This is a genomic window from Albidovulum sediminis (assembly GCF_025380365.1).
In the GTDB taxonomy this organism is placed as follows: Bacteria; Pseudomonadota; Alphaproteobacteria; order Rhodobacterales; family Rhodobacteraceae; genus Albidovulum; species Albidovulum sediminis.
This window is the reverse complement of sequence record NZ_JAOCQF010000001.1, coordinates 1,792,949-1,806,297: the sequence shown is the minus strand read 5'-3', so window position 1 is coordinate 1,806,297 and position 13,349 is coordinate 1,792,949. Positions and strand designations below refer to the sequence as shown.

The 13,349-nt window shown below is 68.8% G+C and carries 16 protein-coding genes; 4 read left to right on the top strand and 12 right to left on the bottom strand.

The window, feature by feature from the left end; all coding sequences use genetic code 11:
* Positions 1 to 88: 88 nt before the first annotated feature.
* The 9 genes from N5I32_RS08920 to N5I32_RS08880 form a co-directional block, all read right to left on the bottom strand.
* On the bottom strand, positions 89 to 538 hold the full coding sequence (locus N5I32_RS08920; protein ID WP_261495049.1) for a cupin domain-containing protein: 450 nt from the start codon (positions 536 to 538) through the stop codon (positions 89 to 91).
* Positions 535 to 1,005: a cupin domain-containing protein gene (locus tag N5I32_RS08915; protein ID WP_261495048.1), complete on the bottom strand. Its 471-nt coding sequence runs from the start codon at positions 1,003 to 1,005 to the stop codon at positions 535 to 537. The genes N5I32_RS08920 and N5I32_RS08915 overlap by 4 nt, the downstream gene beginning before the upstream one ends.
* A 5-nt stretch (positions 1,006 to 1,010) precedes the next feature.
* A complete protein-coding gene (locus N5I32_RS08910) occupies positions 1,011 to 1,475 on the bottom strand; it encodes a cupin domain-containing protein (RefSeq protein WP_261495047.1) in 465 nt (154 codons plus the stop codon).
* Positions 1,475 to 2,686 (bottom strand): acetyl-CoA C-acetyltransferase, encoded by a 1,212-nt coding sequence (locus N5I32_RS08905; protein WP_261495046.1) that lies wholly within the window; start codon positions 2,684 to 2,686, stop codon positions 1,475 to 1,477. The genes N5I32_RS08910 and N5I32_RS08905 overlap by 1 nt, the downstream gene beginning before the upstream one ends.
* A gap of 13 nt (positions 2,687 to 2,699) precedes the next feature.
* Positions 2,700 to 3,338 (bottom strand): glutathione S-transferase family protein, encoded by a 639-nt coding sequence (locus N5I32_RS08900; protein WP_261495045.1) that lies wholly within the window; start codon positions 3,336 to 3,338, stop codon positions 2,700 to 2,702.
* Positions 3,339 to 3,483: 145 nt separating this feature from the next.
* Positions 3,484 to 5,268, bottom strand: coding sequence for an acyl-CoA dehydrogenase C-terminal domain-containing protein (locus tag N5I32_RS08895; RefSeq protein WP_261495044.1), 1,785 nt, complete (start codon positions 5,266 to 5,268; stop codon positions 3,484 to 3,486).
* A 16-nt stretch (positions 5,269 to 5,284) separates the two neighbouring features.
* Positions 5,285 to 5,680: a MerR family transcriptional regulator gene (locus N5I32_RS08890; RefSeq protein ID WP_261495043.1), complete on the bottom strand. Its 396-nt coding sequence runs from the start codon at positions 5,678 to 5,680 to the stop codon at positions 5,285 to 5,287.
* 212 nt (positions 5,681 to 5,892) lie between these two features.
* The gene (locus N5I32_RS08885; RefSeq protein WP_261495042.1) at positions 5,893 to 6,258 is read right to left on the bottom strand and encodes a MerR family transcriptional regulator; all 366 of its coding nucleotides are present in this window, start codon (positions 6,256 to 6,258) and stop codon (positions 5,893 to 5,895) included.
* A 47-nt stretch (positions 6,259 to 6,305) separates the two neighbouring features.
* Positions 6,306 to 7,448, bottom strand: a complete 1,143-nt coding sequence (locus N5I32_RS08880) for a putative manganese transporter (RefSeq protein WP_261495041.1) — start codon at positions 7,446 to 7,448, stop codon at positions 6,306 to 6,308.
* A gap of 181 nt (positions 7,449 to 7,629) precedes the next feature.
* On the opposite strand from N5I32_RS08880, the gene N5I32_RS08875 reads away from it, so the two are divergent.
* The 3 genes from N5I32_RS08875 to N5I32_RS08865 are packed head-to-tail and all read left to right on the top strand — an operon-like array spanning position 7,630 to position 9,837.
* On the top strand, positions 7,630 to 8,037 hold the full coding sequence (locus N5I32_RS08875) for a PaaI family thioesterase (RefSeq protein ID WP_261495040.1): 408 nt from the start codon (positions 7,630 to 7,632) through the stop codon (positions 8,035 to 8,037).
* Complete coding sequence (locus N5I32_RS08870) at positions 8,034 to 8,543, top strand: PaaI family thioesterase (RefSeq protein WP_261495039.1); 510 nt, start codon at positions 8,034 to 8,036, stop codon at positions 8,541 to 8,543. Before N5I32_RS08875 ends, N5I32_RS08870 begins: the two co-directional genes overlap by 4 nt.
* Entirely contained in the window at positions 8,536 to 9,837 is a 1,302-nt protein-coding gene (locus N5I32_RS08865; protein WP_261495038.1) for an MATE family efflux transporter, read from the top strand. The genes N5I32_RS08870 and N5I32_RS08865 overlap by 8 nt, the downstream gene beginning before the upstream one ends.
* Before the next feature lie 50 nt (positions 9,838 to 9,887).
* Here the strand turns inward: N5I32_RS08865 and arsC are convergent, their stop codons facing one another.
* From arsC to N5I32_RS08850, 3 genes are read right to left on the bottom strand one after another with little or no spacing between them, the layout of a single operon-like run.
* Complete coding sequence (gene arsC, locus N5I32_RS08860) at positions 9,888 to 10,235, bottom strand: arsenate reductase (glutaredoxin) (RefSeq protein ID WP_261495037.1); 348 nt, start codon at positions 10,233 to 10,235, stop codon at positions 9,888 to 9,890.
* Entirely contained in the window at positions 10,220 to 11,287 is a 1,068-nt protein-coding gene (locus N5I32_RS08855; protein WP_261495036.1) for a quinone-dependent dihydroorotate dehydrogenase, read from the bottom strand. Before N5I32_RS08855 ends, arsC begins: the two co-directional genes overlap by 16 nt.
* Positions 11,284 to 11,622, bottom strand: coding sequence for a DUF952 domain-containing protein (locus N5I32_RS08850; protein WP_261495035.1), 339 nt, complete (start codon positions 11,620 to 11,622; stop codon positions 11,284 to 11,286). Before N5I32_RS08850 ends, N5I32_RS08855 begins: the two co-directional genes overlap by 4 nt.
* Before the next feature lie 142 nt (positions 11,623 to 11,764).
* On the opposite strand from N5I32_RS08850, the gene N5I32_RS08845 reads away from it, so the two are divergent.
* Positions 11,765 to 13,282 (top strand): bifunctional metallophosphatase/5'-nucleotidase, encoded by a 1,518-nt coding sequence (locus tag N5I32_RS08845; protein ID WP_261495034.1) that lies wholly within the window; start codon positions 11,765 to 11,767, stop codon positions 13,280 to 13,282.
* Positions 13,283 to 13,349 lie beyond the last annotated feature (67 nt).

The window sequence follows — 13,349 nt, the reverse complement described above, 5'->3', positions numbered from 1 at the left end:
GCCCCGTCGCCATCGGCGCTCGAACCGATGGCGCACCGATGGCGACCCCTGCGGAGTATTTGGGCCAGAATGAAGCGGGGCGCGCGGGTCATGGCAGCGGGCTTCCGTCGCGCCGGGTGCGCGTGACCTGGCCGTCGCGGCGGGTGTAGAGGCGGTCTATATCGCTGTAGTGCACCCGGTCGGAGGCGGCGCGGGTGCCGACCACGAGGTAGGTGCAATCCGCGCCGGAGCGGTTCAGCACATGGTGCCCGTTGGCGATACCCGCAGGCCAGCAGGCGGCGTCACCGGGCGAAAGGTCGTGGGGGCCGTCATCCTCAATCACGGTCGGGGTGCCGGCGAGGACGAAAAGGAATTCATCCTCGCATTCGTGCCAGTGGCGGTCGGAGGAGGCGCTGCCCGGCGCCAGCGTCTCGACGAAGGCGCCGAACTGGGTCAGCCCGCCGGTGTCCGACAGCAGCTCGGCGGTGAAGGCGCCGAGATGGGCGATCTGTTCGGGGGTGGCGGTGTCCTGCCGTGCGGTGCCCTTGCGGATGATCATCGCGGGCCGTCCCAGCGCGTGCCGTCCCTGTAGGTGAAGACCGCCTTGCCGCCCGACATCTCGACCTTCATGTCGACGTCGGAATAGGTCGCGACCTCGCGCGGGGCGCGGGTGCCGACGACGAGGAACTGCGCGATCCGGTCGGACCGGTTGACGAAGTGATGCCCGTTGCCGTCGCCGGCCGGAAAGGCCGCGCAGTCGCCGGGCAGCATCGGGTGTTCGCCCTGATCGTCGATCAGCACGCATTCGCCCGCCGTCACCATGACGAACTCATCCTCGTTCAGGTGCCAGTGGCGCAGCGACGACAGCGCGCCGGGTTCGAGCGTGACGAGGTTCACCCCGTATTGTGTCAGGCCACCCGCCTCGCCCAGGCGCAGCGAGGAGCGGCCCTTCATCATGCTGGCGTAGGGTTCGGGATAGATCGAGCCGGTCTTGACCGGAACCTTGCTGAGGTCGAGTTTCGGCATCGCGCTTACTCCTTGCGCCGAGGATAGGGGGTGCCGTCCAGCCGGGTGTAACCCGCCGGTGTCGCCAGCATGTCGAGGCCGGGATAATGCGTGATGTTGGCCGCGTCGCGGGTGCCGACAATCAGGTAGGTGGCGGGCTGGTCGGTATGATTCCGCAGGCAATGCGCCACCGGCGTGCCCGCCTTCCACGTACAGGCGTCGCCCGGCCCGATCACCGTGCCCTCGCCGTTCTCGATGACGGTGATTTCGCCCGAGAGCATGTAGAGAAACTCATCCTCGCGATCTTCCCAGTGCATCTGGCTCGACTGTCCGCCGGGGTGAAGCGTTTCGAGCGCCGCCCCGAACTGGGTGAGGCCGCCGGCCTCGGTCAGGTGGCGGTAGGAGAGGTTCCCTGCCCCGAGGTTGTAGGGGTCGGGATAGGATGACGCGGCGTTCGTTTCGGGCACGCTGCCCTTGCGGAGGATGGTCATCACACCCTCTCGATGATGGTGGCGGCACCCATCCCGCTCGCGATGCAGAGCGTGGCAAGGCCGGTGCCCTTGCCGGTGCGTTCCAGTTCGTCCAGAAGCGTGCCGATGATGATGGCGCCGGTGGCACCCAGCGGATGGCCCATGGCGATGGCGCCGCCGTTGACGTTGACCTTCGCGGGGTCGGCGTCGAAGGCCTGCAGGAAGCGCAGGACGACGGCGGCGAAGGCCTCGTTCACCTCGAAGAGTTCGATGTCGGCGATCGACATCCCGGCCTCGCGCAGGATCTTCTCGGTCACCGGCACCGGGCCGGTGAGCATGATCGTGGGGTCGGTGCCGATCTTGGCCGTCGCCCGGATGCGGGCACGCGGCTTCAGCCCGTGGGCGCGGCCGAATTCGGCATTCCCGATCAGGACCGCCGCCGCGCCGTCGACGATGCCCGAGGAGTTGCCGGCGTGGTGGACGTGGTTGATCCGTTCCAGGTGCGGATACTTCATCAGCGCGACCTTGTCGAAGCCTGGCATGACCTCGCCCATCGCCTTGAAGGCAGGGTCGAGCCGGCCAAGCGCCTGCATGTCGGTGCCCGGGCGCATGTATTCGTCGCGATCGAGGATGGTCAGGCCGTTCTGGTCGGTGACCGGGACGATGGAGCGGGCAAAGCGCCCCTCTTCCCAGGCCAGGGCCGCGCGGCGCTGGCTTTCGACTGCCAGCGCATCGACATCGTCGCGCGAAAAGCCGAACTCGGTCGCGATGATGTCGGCCGAGATGCCCTGCGGCACGAAATAGGTCTTCATCGCAAGGCTGGGGTCGGCGGCGATGGCCGCCCCGTCCGATCCCATGGGAACGCGGCCCATCATCTCGACGCCCCCTGCGATATAGGCCGCGCCCGCGCCGCCCCTGACCTGGTTGGCGGCGAGGTTCACCGCCTCCATCCCGCTGGCGCAGAAGCGGTTGATCGACAGGCCGGGGATGGATTCGTCGAGCCCCGACAGAAGGACGGCGGAACGGGCAAGGCAGCCGCCCTGTTCGCCGACCGGCGTGACGTTGCCCCAGATCACGTCCTCGACCGCGTGGCCGGAGAGACCGTTTCGGTCCTTCACGGCGTCGAGAAGCCGGGCGGAAAGCGCGACTGACGTGACCTCGTGGAGCGCGCCGTCGGGCCGCCCCTTGCCGCGCGGGGTGCGGGCGGCGTCGTAGATGTAGGCTTCGCTCATCGTGTCCTCCGGATCATTTCGGGGCCCGGTCGGCGGGGTTGCCGGGCATCAGGTCGTAGGGGTGTTTCCAGCCGGGCAGGGCGGCGATGCGGGTCAGCCAGGCGTCGATGGCGGGCCAGTCCCGGCGCTCGAAGCCGAAGGGCTCGGGGTAGAAGAGATAGCCGCAGCAGGACAGGTCGGCGATAGTGGGGCCGCCGCCCACGATCCAGTCGCGCCCGCCGAGATGGGCGTCAAGCGCCGCGTAGGCGTTGCGCAGGCGCGCCTGCATGAAGGCGATGACCTCCTGCGGGCGCTTCTCCTCTGGCAGGAAGTTCATCAGGAAGCGCGTCATCCCCGCCTGCGAGGACATCTTGTGATTGTCCCAAAGCACCCAGCGCAGGACCTCGGCGGCCTCGCCCGGGGCGCCGCCGAGCCGGCCGGTCCGTTCGACGACATGGTACATTATCACGCCCGACTGCGACAGGACGAGGCCCGCGTCCTCAAGCACCGGCACTTCGCCCATGACGTTGAGACGGCGGAACGCCTCGGTCCGGGTTTCGCCGCCGAAGTAGTCGACGAAGCCCGGTTCCCAGTCGTAGCCCGCCAGCGCAAGGGTCAGCGCCGCCTTGTAGGCGTTGCCGCTTTCGCCGAAGCAGTGGAGTTTCGCGGTCATGCTGTCCGTCCTTTCCGGGCGGCGGCGGGGGGTTCGCTCCCCGTCGCCATCGTGGAGTATCTTCGCAAACCTGGAGAAGGAATTGCTAGCCTGCTTCGGCCCCGAATGGCAGCGCCCTGCGTGGCTTTCCGCGCCAGGGGCATCGTCAGAGCCATGCGACCTCGGACGACATGACCGGTTCGGCACCCGTGCGGATGCGCTGCAGGTGCAGCGCGGTCGCGGGCAGTTCGCGCGCCATGTAGTAGCGGCCCGTCGCCAGCTTGGCCCGGTAGAACTCGGCATCCCCCGTTCCGGCCGCAAGCGCCGCCTGTGCCGCGCGGGCCGCCCGGGCCCACATCAGGCCGAGGCAGACATGACCGAAGAGATGCATGAAGTCGTAGGACCCGGCCAGCGCCGCGTTGGGGTTCTTCGCGCCTTCGGCCATGAAGTACATGCCCGCCGCCTGCAGGTCCTTGGAGGCCGCCTTGAGCGGTTCGAGGAACTGTGCCTTCAGGTCCGCATCGCCCGCGCCCTCGCTGTCGCGGATGAACCCCTTCACCATCTCGAAGAAGGCGAGGATCGGCTTACCGCCCTCGGCCGCGAGCTTGCGGCCGACGAGGTCGAGCGCCTGCACCCCGTTCGCGCCCTCGTAGATCATGGTGATGCGGGCGTCGCGGGCGAATTGCGACATGCCCTGTTCCTCGATATAGCCGTGGCCGCCGAAGACCTGCTGCGCGTTCACCGATGCCTCGAACCCCTTGTCGGTCAGGAACCCCTTGATCACCGGCGTGAGCAGCGAGATCAGGCCGTCGGCGGCATTGTCGCCGCCAAGCTTCGCCTGATCGACCAGCGATGCGCCCCAGAAGGTGAGCATCCTGGCACCCTCGACGAAGGCCCTTTGCGACATCAGGTTGCGGCGCACGTCGGGGTGGACGATCAGCGGGTCGGCGGGGCCGTCAGGGTTCTCCGCCCCGGTCACGGCGCGGCCCTGAAGGCGGTCCTTCGCGTAGGCCAGCGCGTTCTGGTAGGCGGCCTCGGCGACCGCGTAGCCCTGCAGGCCGACCGACAGCCGCGCCTCGTTCATCATCGTGAACATGGCGCGCATGCCCTTGTGCAGATCGCCCAGGAGCCAGCCGGTCGCCCCGTCGTAGTTCATCACGCAGGTGGCGTTGCCGTGGATGCCCATCTTCTCCTCGACCTTGCCGACCGAGACGGCGTTGCGCGGTCCGAGCGATCCGTCGGCGTTCACCAGGAACTTCGGCACGATAAACAGGCTGATCCCCTTCGTCCCCTCGCCGCCGCCGGGGGCTTTCGCCAGCACAAGGTGGATGACGTTCTCGGCCAGGTCGTGATCGCCTGCCGAGATGAAGATCTTCTGTCCGGTGAGGCGGTAGCTGCCGTCCGCCTGCGGTTCGGCCTTGGTGCGCATCATGCCAAGGTCGGTGCCGCAATGCGGCTCGGTCAGGTTCATCGTGCCGGTCCAGTCGCAGCTGACCATCTTCGGCAGGTAGGTCGCCTTCTGTTCCGCCGTGCCGTGGGCGTGGATGGCCGAATAGGCGCCATGCGTCAGGCCCTGATACATGTTGAAGGCCATGTTGGCGGAAACGAACATCTCGCCCGTCGCGCAACTCATGATGTAGGGCAAGCCCTGGCCGCCGTATTCCGGGTCGCAGTCGATCGCGGGCCAGCCGCCGGCCTTCAGCGCCGCGAACGCCTCGCGAAAGCCCTTCGGAGTGTAGACCACGCCGTTTTCCAGGCGGCACCCCTCGACATCGCCCGAGGCGTTCAGCGGGGCAAGGACGTCGCGCGCGATCTTGCCCGCCTCGTCGAGGATGGCGGCGGTGAAGTCGCGGTCGAGATCGGCGTAACCGGGCGTGTCGCTTTCGGTAACGTTCAGAACCTCGTGCAGGACGAACTGCATGTCCTGCGTCGGTGCCCGGTAACTCGTCATGGTCTTCCCTTCCTGCTCAGGCGGCGTCCTGTGCCGACTTGCCCTTCAGTATCCGCTCCGCCCAGTCGATCTGGTCGCGCAATTCGCCGATGGCCGTCTCCATCTCCGCGCGCTGGCGATGCATGCCGTCGAGGTGCTGCCGGGCCAGTTCGATCGTCCGCGTCAGCTGCCTGCGCTGCCCGTCGCCGGCGTGGTAGAGGTTGAGAAGCTGGCGGATTTCCTCAAGGCTGAAGCCGAAGCGCTTGCCGCGCAGGATCAGCTTGAGCCGGGCGCGGTCGCGCCGGGTGAAAAGCCGCTTCTGCCCGTCGCGGATCGGAAACAGCAGTTCCTTGGCTTCGTAGAACCGCAGCGTGCGCGGCGTCACCTCGAAGGTGTCGCACATCTGGCGGATGGTCATCAGGTCGTCGGTCATCAGGATCCTCAAGGCGGTGTGCATGGCGTCATGACCGAGGAGATGGGGCGGCTTCCGACGACCATACAAGCAAGGTTTACGTAAAGGTCATCCGTGACGTCACGTCAGACATTGCGTGACGAAACGTCAGGAAACCCTTCACGGGCAAGACGCAACTTCGTTACCGTTGGCGTCCGTGTGGCGGGGGCGGGTGGCCGGGTCGGGTGGCGGGATCAGAGCTGTTCGGCAACCTGGTCGCGGAGCGCCTTGAGGTCGGCGATCGTCGCGGCGAGATCGGCCTGCTGCCGCGTCAGCACGCCCAGTTGCCGATCGGCCATCTCGACCCAGATCTCGTTCTGCTCGCGCGTGCCCTTCTGCTGGTAGATTTCCAGCCACTGGCGGATTTCCTCAAGGCTGAAGCCGAAGCGGCGGCCCCGCAGGATAAGCGTCATGCGGGCGATCTCCCGCGCGCCGTAGAAGCGGGCGCGCCCCTCCTTCTCGGGGGCCAGAAGCTCGATGTATTCGTAGTAACGCAAGGTCCGCGGCGTCACGTCGAAACGCGCGCACATCTCCTTGAAGGACAGTCGCGGCTCAGACATCGGCAACCTCCGCGCGAAGCCTAATGCCTTGGCCGCGGACGCACAACTCAGTTCAGGAATCCCGGCGCGAAGAAGTAGAGCGCGTAGGCCACGACAAGGGCCGGCACGGTCGAGAAGGCGGTCGCCATGATGGCCGCGCGCGGAGCCAGCGCGATGGCCGGGAAGAGCGCGTCGCCGTCGTTGGAGATCGCGTTCGCGGCGAGCGCCGAGAACGGGATCGCGCCGTTGACGTAAAGCGTGGCCACAAGGACCTGCGGCCCGCAGCCAGGCACGAAACCGATGGCGGCAGCGATCAGCGGCAGGACCGGCGCGATGGCCGCGAACATCGCCCTGATGTCGAGCCCGAGATAGAGGGCGGCATAGTCGTAGGCGAGGTAGGCGACGATCACCCAGACCGAGATGAAGGCGGTCTCCTCGGCCATGCGCGTGACCGGGTGATCGGCCGGGTTGGTCATCGCGGTTACCGGCGAGACCGCCCAGATCGCAAGCCCAGCCATGGCACCGGCAAGGCCGATCCAGGCCACCGGCACGCCAAGGATGGTTTCGATCTGCACCGCGCCGATCTGGGCCGCGCCGACCACGAGGCCGGGGATGACCGGCAGCAGGTAGGCCAGATCGCGCGGGCGCAGCCGCCCGATCGCAGGCACGATCTCGCAACTGCCGCCCTTGGGTCGGTAGTCGGTGGTGACGAAGCGGTCGATCAGCCAGCCGGTCGCGATGCCTACCGCGAACTGCATCGGCAGCAGCACCGCTGCGGCATCCGGCCTTGTCGCGATCAGCAGGAAGGCCGCATCGCCCATCGTCGCGGTCAGCGTGGCCACGACCGCGCCGAAGCTGACCTTGCCCGAGGCATAGGCCGCCACCACGACGACCGCGCCGCCGCAGCCGGGCGTGGCGCCCAGAAAGGCGGCGATCGGAACCTGGAACGCACGCGACCGCCCCATCGCGTGGCCGAGATCGAAGCGGAACAGCCGCTCGAGCCCGTAGAAGATCAGGAGCGTCGCCGCGACGAACACGGAGACCTGCACGAAGGCATCGTGCATCAGGCCGCGGGTCAGGTTGCCAAGCTCCCCCGGCGCCGCGGCGAGCGCGACAAGCAGGGCCGCGAAGACAAGACGCCGGGGCCGGAACACCAGGGGAGTGGCGGGGATGGCGATGGCCGGGGCGGCGGAGGGGGCGGTGCTGTGCATGACCTCACTTGCGAATAATTCTCATTTGCGGAAGATAGCACTTGCGGCCGGTTTCGCAAGCGCCTTTTATCGCCCCCGGCACAGGCCTGCCCACAGGCCCGCGCACGGATGGTGCAGGGGCGAGGGCGCGGGCTTCCACGCGGGCTGGGGGACGGCTGGGGTGAACGACCGGAAACGGCAGATGGCGCGGCAGTTCATCGAGGCGATCCCGCATGCGCGGGCGCTCGGCATGAAGCTGGAGGAGATCGGCGCGGGCCAAGCGGTGATCGCGATGGACTACGACCTGCGCTTCGTCGGCGACCCGGAAACCGGCGTGATCCACGGCGGCGCGGTTTCTGCCCTGATGGACACCTGCGGCGGGGCCGCGGTGATGAGCCATCCGGGCGTGTCCTCGACCGCGACGCTCGATCTCAGGATCGACTACATGCGCCCGGCGACGCCCGGCCAGCGGATCACCGCGCGGGCGGAATGCTACAACGTCACCCGTTCGGTCGCCTTCGTCCGCGCCACCGCGCATGACGAGGATCCGGACCGCCCGGTGGCCACGGCGACGGGCGCCTTCACGGTCGAGCGGGAAAAATCCGCATGACCCGGCAGCGCCCCGAACCCGTGCAGGTGGTCAAGCAGCGGCGCGACGCGGCGCTGAAGGCGCTGGTACACGGCGTGCCCTATATCCAGTTCCTCGGGATCGAGTTCGATCGCCGCGGCGACGAGCTGACCGCGATCCTGCCCTTCGACGACCGGCTGATCGGCAACCCGTTCCTGCCCGCGTTGCACGGCGGGGTGACGGCCGCGTTCCTTGAGGTGACGGCGATCATCGAGCTTGCCTGGTCGATGATCTGGGAAGAGATGGAAAGCGGGCGGCTCGACGCCGCGGCGCTGGGCGAGGGGCGTCTGCCGCGGCTGCCGAAGACGATCGACTTCACCGTGGACTACCTGCGCTCGGGCCTGCCGCGCGACGCCTATGCACGGGCGCGGGTCAACCGCTCCGGCCGGCGCTACGCCAGTGTGCATGTCGAGGCCTGGCAGGACAACCGCGCGCGTCTTTTCGCGCAGGCGACGGGTCATTTCCTGATGTCGGGCCGCGATGGATGAGATCACCCACCGCCGGGTCCTGAAGATCGCGCTGCCGATCGTCCTGTCGAACGCGACCGTGCCCCTGATCGGGGCGGTCGATACCGGCGTGGTCGGCCAGATGGGGCAGGCCGCACCGATCGGCGCGGTTGGGGTCGGCGCGGTGATCCTGGCGGCGATCTACTGGATCTTCGGCTTTCTCCGGATGGGCACATCGGGCCTTGTGGCGCAGTCCCACGGCGCGAAGGACCCGGCTGAGACCGGCGCGATCCTGATGCGCGCGCTTCTGATCGGGCTGGCGGCGGGGGTGGTCTTCGTCCTGACCCACCCGCTTCTCTTCGCGGCTGCCTTCGCGCTCGCCCCCGCCTCGGGCGAGGTCGAGGGGCTGGCGGACCTGTACCTGTCGATCCGGGTCTGGGGGGCGCCGGCGACCATCGCGCTTTACGCCGTTACCGGCTGGCTCATCGCGGTCGAGCGGACGCGGGCGGTCCTGGTCCTGCAACTCTGGATCAACGGGGTGAACGTCGCGCTCGACCTCTGGTTCGTGCTGGGCCTCGGCTGGGGGATCGAGGGGGTGGCCGCCGCTTCGCTCATCGCGGAATGGTCGGGGCTGGGACTGGGCCTCTGGCTCTGCCGCGGTGCCTTCGCGGGCGGGCAGTGGTGCGACTGGGCGCGCGTCTTCGACCGGGTGCGGGTGCGGCGGATGATGCAGGTGAACGGCGACATCATGCTGCGCTCGATCCTGCTGCAGGGCGCCTTCACCGGCTTCATCTTCCTGTCGGCGGGGCAGGGCGACGTGACGCTGGCCGCCAACCAGGTGCTGCTCCAGTTTCTCGAGATCACCGCCTACGGGCTCGACGGGTTTGCCTTCGCCGCCGAATCGCTGGTGGGGCAGGCGGTGGGCGCGCGCTCGGCGCCGGGCGTGCGCCGCGCCTCGGTCGTGACCAGCCAGTGGGGCGTGGCCGGGGCGCTGGCGCTGGGGCTGTTCTTCTGGTCCGCGGGGCCTGCCATCATCGACCTGATGACGACCGAACCCGGCGTCCGGACCGAGGCGCGGGCCTACCTGGCCTGGGCGGCCGCAGCACCGGTCATCGGTATTGCCAGCTGGATGTTCGACGGCATCTTCATCGGCGCCACCCGGTCGCGCGAGATGCGCAATTCGGCGGCGATCTCGGTCCTGGTCTACGCCGTGGCCGTGGTGGCGCTGTGGGGCTTCGGCAACCACGGGCTCTGGGCCGCGCTCATGGTCATGAACGTGACGCGGGCGGTGACGCTGGGAGCGGTCTACGGGCGGGTCGAGCGGGCGGCGGCCTGAGGGCCGGGGCGCTGCCCCGGACCCCGGAGTATTTAAGCCAGAATGAAAGGTCAGAAGAGGGAAAGGACGGCCGTCGGCGGGCGGCCGATCGCGGCCTTGCCGCGGTGCAGGACGAGGGGACGCTCGATGAGGGCGGGGTGCGCGGCCATCGCGGCGACAAGGGCCGCCGCCGGCGTTGACCGGGTCAGGCCGAGGTCGCGCGCCGCAGGCTCGCCCCAGCGGACGAGGTCGGCGGCCGGACGGCCGAGGGCGGCGAGGGCCGCGGCGAGCGTGTCCGCGTCGGGCGGGTCCTGGAGGTAGAGACGCACCACGGGCGCAAGGCCGCGATCCGTCAGCAGCCGCAGCGTCTCGCGCGATTTGGAGCAGCGCGGGTTGTGCCAGATCACGGTTTCAGCCATCGGTCCCGTCCCTGGCCGATGAGGTCGGCGATATTGGCGATGCCGTCGCGGGCGAGCATCGCGTCGAGGTCTCGGGCGATGCGCGCGGCCAGCGACAACCCGCCGTAGACGAGGGCGGAGTAAAGCTGCACCGCCGAGGCGCCGGCGAGGATCTTCTGCCGCGCGTCCTCGGCCGAGGCGATGCCGCCGACGCCGATCAGCGGCAGCCGGCCCCCGGTCAGGATCGACAGGCGCGCGAGGACGCGGGTCGATCTTTCGAAGAGCGGCGCGCCGGACAGGCCGCCGGCCTCGTTCGCCTGGGGGCTTGTCAGCCCCTTGCGCGAGAGCGTGGTGTTGGTGGCGATGATCCCGTCGATGCCCGCGGCCATCGCCGCCTCGGCCACGTCGGCAAGTTCGGCCTCGGTGAGGTCGGGCGCGATCTTGAGGAAGAGGGGGATCCGCCGCGCGAGGCCGTCGCGGGTGGCCAGCACGCCGGTGAGCAGCGCGGAGAGCGCATCCTTCCCCTGCAGGTCGCGCAGCCGTTCGGTGTTGGGGGAGGAGACGTTGACGGTGGCGAAATCGACATGCGGGCCGATGGCGGCAAGCACGGTGGCGAAATCGGCCGCGCGGTCGGCGCTGTCCTTGTTGGCGCCGAGGTTGATGCCGAGGGGCACGCCGCGCCGGTCCAGCCGCGCGAGGCGGGCGGCGATGGCGGCCGCGCCGTCGTTGTTGAAGCCGAAGCGGTTGATGACGGCACGGTCCGCGGTCAGGCGGAAGAGCCGCGGCCTCGGGTTGCCGGGCTGCGGGCGGGGGGTCGCGGCGCCGACCTCGACAAATCCGAAGCCCGCGCGGGTGAGCGGACCGGCGGCCGTCGCGTTCTTGTCGAAGCCGGCGGCGAGGCCCACAGGGTTGGGCAGCGAAAGGCCCGGGAGGCGGGTGGCGAGGCGGGGCGAGGTGACGGTGCCGGCGAGGGGGACAAGGCCGAGCGACAGCGCGCGGATCGCCAGCCCGTGCGCCCGTTCCGGGTCGAGCCGGTGGAGCGCGGCGAGCCCCGCGCATTCCAGCGGATTCACGGCACTCCCTCCGGGAAGATGTGGCCGGTCTTGCCGAGCGGCAGCGACTTGTCCCACACCACCTCGTCCAGCCGGAGCGGGCGGTAGAGGTGGGGAAACAGCGCGCCCCCGCGCGAGGGCTCCCATTTCAGCATCGGCCCGAGACGGTCGGCCTCGACCGCGACGAGCACAAGGTCGCTTTCGCGGGCGAAGTGCTTCGCGGCCGTCTCGGCCACCTGCGCCGAGGTCGAGAAGTGGATGAATCCGTCGGCGAGATCGACCGGCGCGCCGACGGTTTCCCCCGCCCTGCGGAAGGCATCCCATTCGTGGCGGCGGAAGATCTTCAGGATCAGCATGGCAAAGACATGCCTTGTGGCGGGGGCAGGGTCAATGCCTGCCGCGTCGCGCGAGCTGTGTCTTGGTGGCCGAAAGGGCTTTGACACCAGCGGGGTGTCGGCGCAGAGTCCCGCCCGTATCGTCAGACCGGGAGTGTGCCACATGCAGATCAAGAGACAGGGAATCGCAACGCTCGTCGGGGCGGCCGCCCTTGCAGCGATGTCCGCGGGGAGCGCCGCGGCGGAAACCGTGAAGCTGACCATCATCGGCATCGGCGACATCTACGACTATGACGGCGACGGCACCCGGGGCGGCTTCGCGCGTCTCAACGCCATCGTCAAGGCCGAGCGGGCGGCCAACCCGAACACGCTTTACCTCTTCGATGGCGACATGCTGTCGCCCTCGCTGATTTCCGGCTTCGACAAGGGTCAGAACACGATCGACCTGACGGCCGTCGTCCCCTTCGACCTTGCGGTTCCGGGCAACCACGAGTTCGACTTCGGGCCGGAGAACTTCATCGAGAAGATGAAGGCGTCGAACTACCCCTGGGCTGCGATCAACGTGACCAATGCCGACGGCACGCCCATCGAGGGGCTGGGCGGGGTCACGATGAAGGAGATCGCCGGGCTCAACATCGCGCTCATCCCGGTGGCGCAGGACACCTCGCCCGAGGTCTCTTCGACCGGCGACCTGAAGTTCCTGCCGACGGTGGAAACCGCGGTCGATGCGGCCCGCGCCGCGCGCGAGGGGGGCGCGGATCTGGTGATCGGCGTGGTGCAGACCGACCTCAACAACGACCGCAAGCTGGTCACCTCCAAGGCCTTCGACGTGATCCTGTCGGGGGACGACCACTTCTATGCGACCTCCTATGACGGCATCACCGCCTATATCGACACCTCGGTTGACGCGCGCATCGTCGCGCCGCTCGACCTGACGGTGGAGATCGGCGAGAAGGACGGCAAGAAGACGGTGAAGTGGACGCCGAACTTCCGCTTCATCGATACCGCGACGGTGGAGCCCGACCCCGAGACGCAGGCGATCGTCGACAAGCTGACCGCCGATCTCGACGCGGCACTGAACGTGGAAATCGGCGCGACCGAAGGGCCGCTCGACAGCCGCCGCAACGTGGTGCGGGGCGAGGAATCGGCCATGGGCAACCTGATCGCCGACGCGATGCGGGCCGCGGTGGGGGCAGATCTTGCGATCATGAACGGCGGCGGCATCCGGGCCGACCGGACCTATGACGCGGGCACGATGCTGACGCGCCGCGACATCCTGACGGAACTGCCGTTCGGCAACGTCACCCAGGTGACCGAATTGCCGGGCTCGCAGATCCTGGCCGCCCTGGAAAACGGCTTCAGCCAGGTGGAGAAGGGCGCCGGCCGCTTCCCGCACGTTTCGGGGATGGAGGTGGTCTACGACCCCTCGGCCGAACCGGGCAGCCGCGTGTCGTCGGTCACCGTGGCGGGCGCGCCGCTCGAGATGGACAAGCTCTACACGCTGGCGACCAACGATTATGTGCTCGGTGGCGGCGATGGCTATGCCGCCCTTGGCGGCGGGCGCATCCTGACCAACGTGAGCGAGGGCAAGCTCGTGGCCAACGACGTGATGGCCTATATCGAGGCCCAGGGCGGCGCCAAGGCGGCGGTCGAGGGCCGGATCAAGAAGCTCGGCCAGTAAGCCCGCCGCTGCACCGGCGCGCGGTCCGGGGAAGACCGGGAAGGGCCCTTGCGGGCCCTTTTCCGCG

Excerpts from the sequence above, each read along its gene's own strand:
- N5I32_RS08880 (WP_261495041.1), bottom strand. The coding sequence starts at position 7,448 with ATGCACAGCACCGCCCCCTCCGCCGCCCCGGCCATCGCCATCCCCGCC.
- arsC (WP_261495037.1), bottom strand. The coding sequence starts at position 10,235 with ATGGCTGAAACCGTGATCTGGCACAACCCGCGCTGCTCCAAATCGCGC.
- N5I32_RS08895 (WP_261495044.1), bottom strand. The coding sequence starts at position 5,268 with ATGACGAGTTACCGGGCACCGACGCAGGACATGCAGTTCGTCCTGCAC.
- N5I32_RS08870 (WP_261495039.1), top strand. The coding sequence starts at position 8,034 with ATGACCCGGCAGCGCCCCGAACCCGTGCAGGTGGTCAAGCAGCGGCGC.
- N5I32_RS08850 (WP_261495035.1), bottom strand. The coding sequence starts at position 11,622 with ATGCTGATCCTGAAGATCTTCCGCCGCCACGAATGGGATGCCTTCCGC.
- N5I32_RS08845 (WP_261495034.1), top strand. The coding sequence starts at position 11,765 with ATGCAGATCAAGAGACAGGGAATCGCAACGCTCGTCGGGGCGGCCGCC.
- N5I32_RS08865 (WP_261495038.1), top strand. The coding sequence starts at position 8,536 with ATGGATGAGATCACCCACCGCCGGGTCCTGAAGATCGCGCTGCCGATC.
- N5I32_RS08905 (WP_261495046.1), bottom strand. The coding sequence starts at position 2,686 with ATGAGCGAAGCCTACATCTACGACGCCGCCCGCACCCCGCGCGGCAAG.
- N5I32_RS08910 (WP_261495047.1), bottom strand. The coding sequence starts at position 1,475 with ATGACCATCCTCCGCAAGGGCAGCGTGCCCGAAACGAACGCCGCGTCA.
- N5I32_RS08900 (WP_261495045.1), bottom strand. The coding sequence starts at position 3,338 with ATGACCGCGAAACTCCACTGCTTCGGCGAAAGCGGCAACGCCTACAAG.
- N5I32_RS08885 (WP_261495042.1), bottom strand. The coding sequence starts at position 6,258 with ATGTCTGAGCCGCGACTGTCCTTCAAGGAGATGTGCGCGCGTTTCGAC.
- N5I32_RS08890 (WP_261495043.1), bottom strand. The coding sequence starts at position 5,680 with ATGACCGACGACCTGATGACCATCCGCCAGATGTGCGACACCTTCGAG.
- N5I32_RS08920 (WP_261495049.1), bottom strand. The coding sequence starts at position 538 with ATGATCATCCGCAAGGGCACCGCACGGCAGGACACCGCCACCCCCGAA.
- N5I32_RS08915 (WP_261495048.1), bottom strand. The coding sequence starts at position 1,005 with ATGCCGAAACTCGACCTCAGCAAGGTTCCGGTCAAGACCGGCTCGATC.
- N5I32_RS08875 (WP_261495040.1), top strand. The coding sequence starts at position 7,630 with ATGGCGCGGCAGTTCATCGAGGCGATCCCGCATGCGCGGGCGCTCGGC.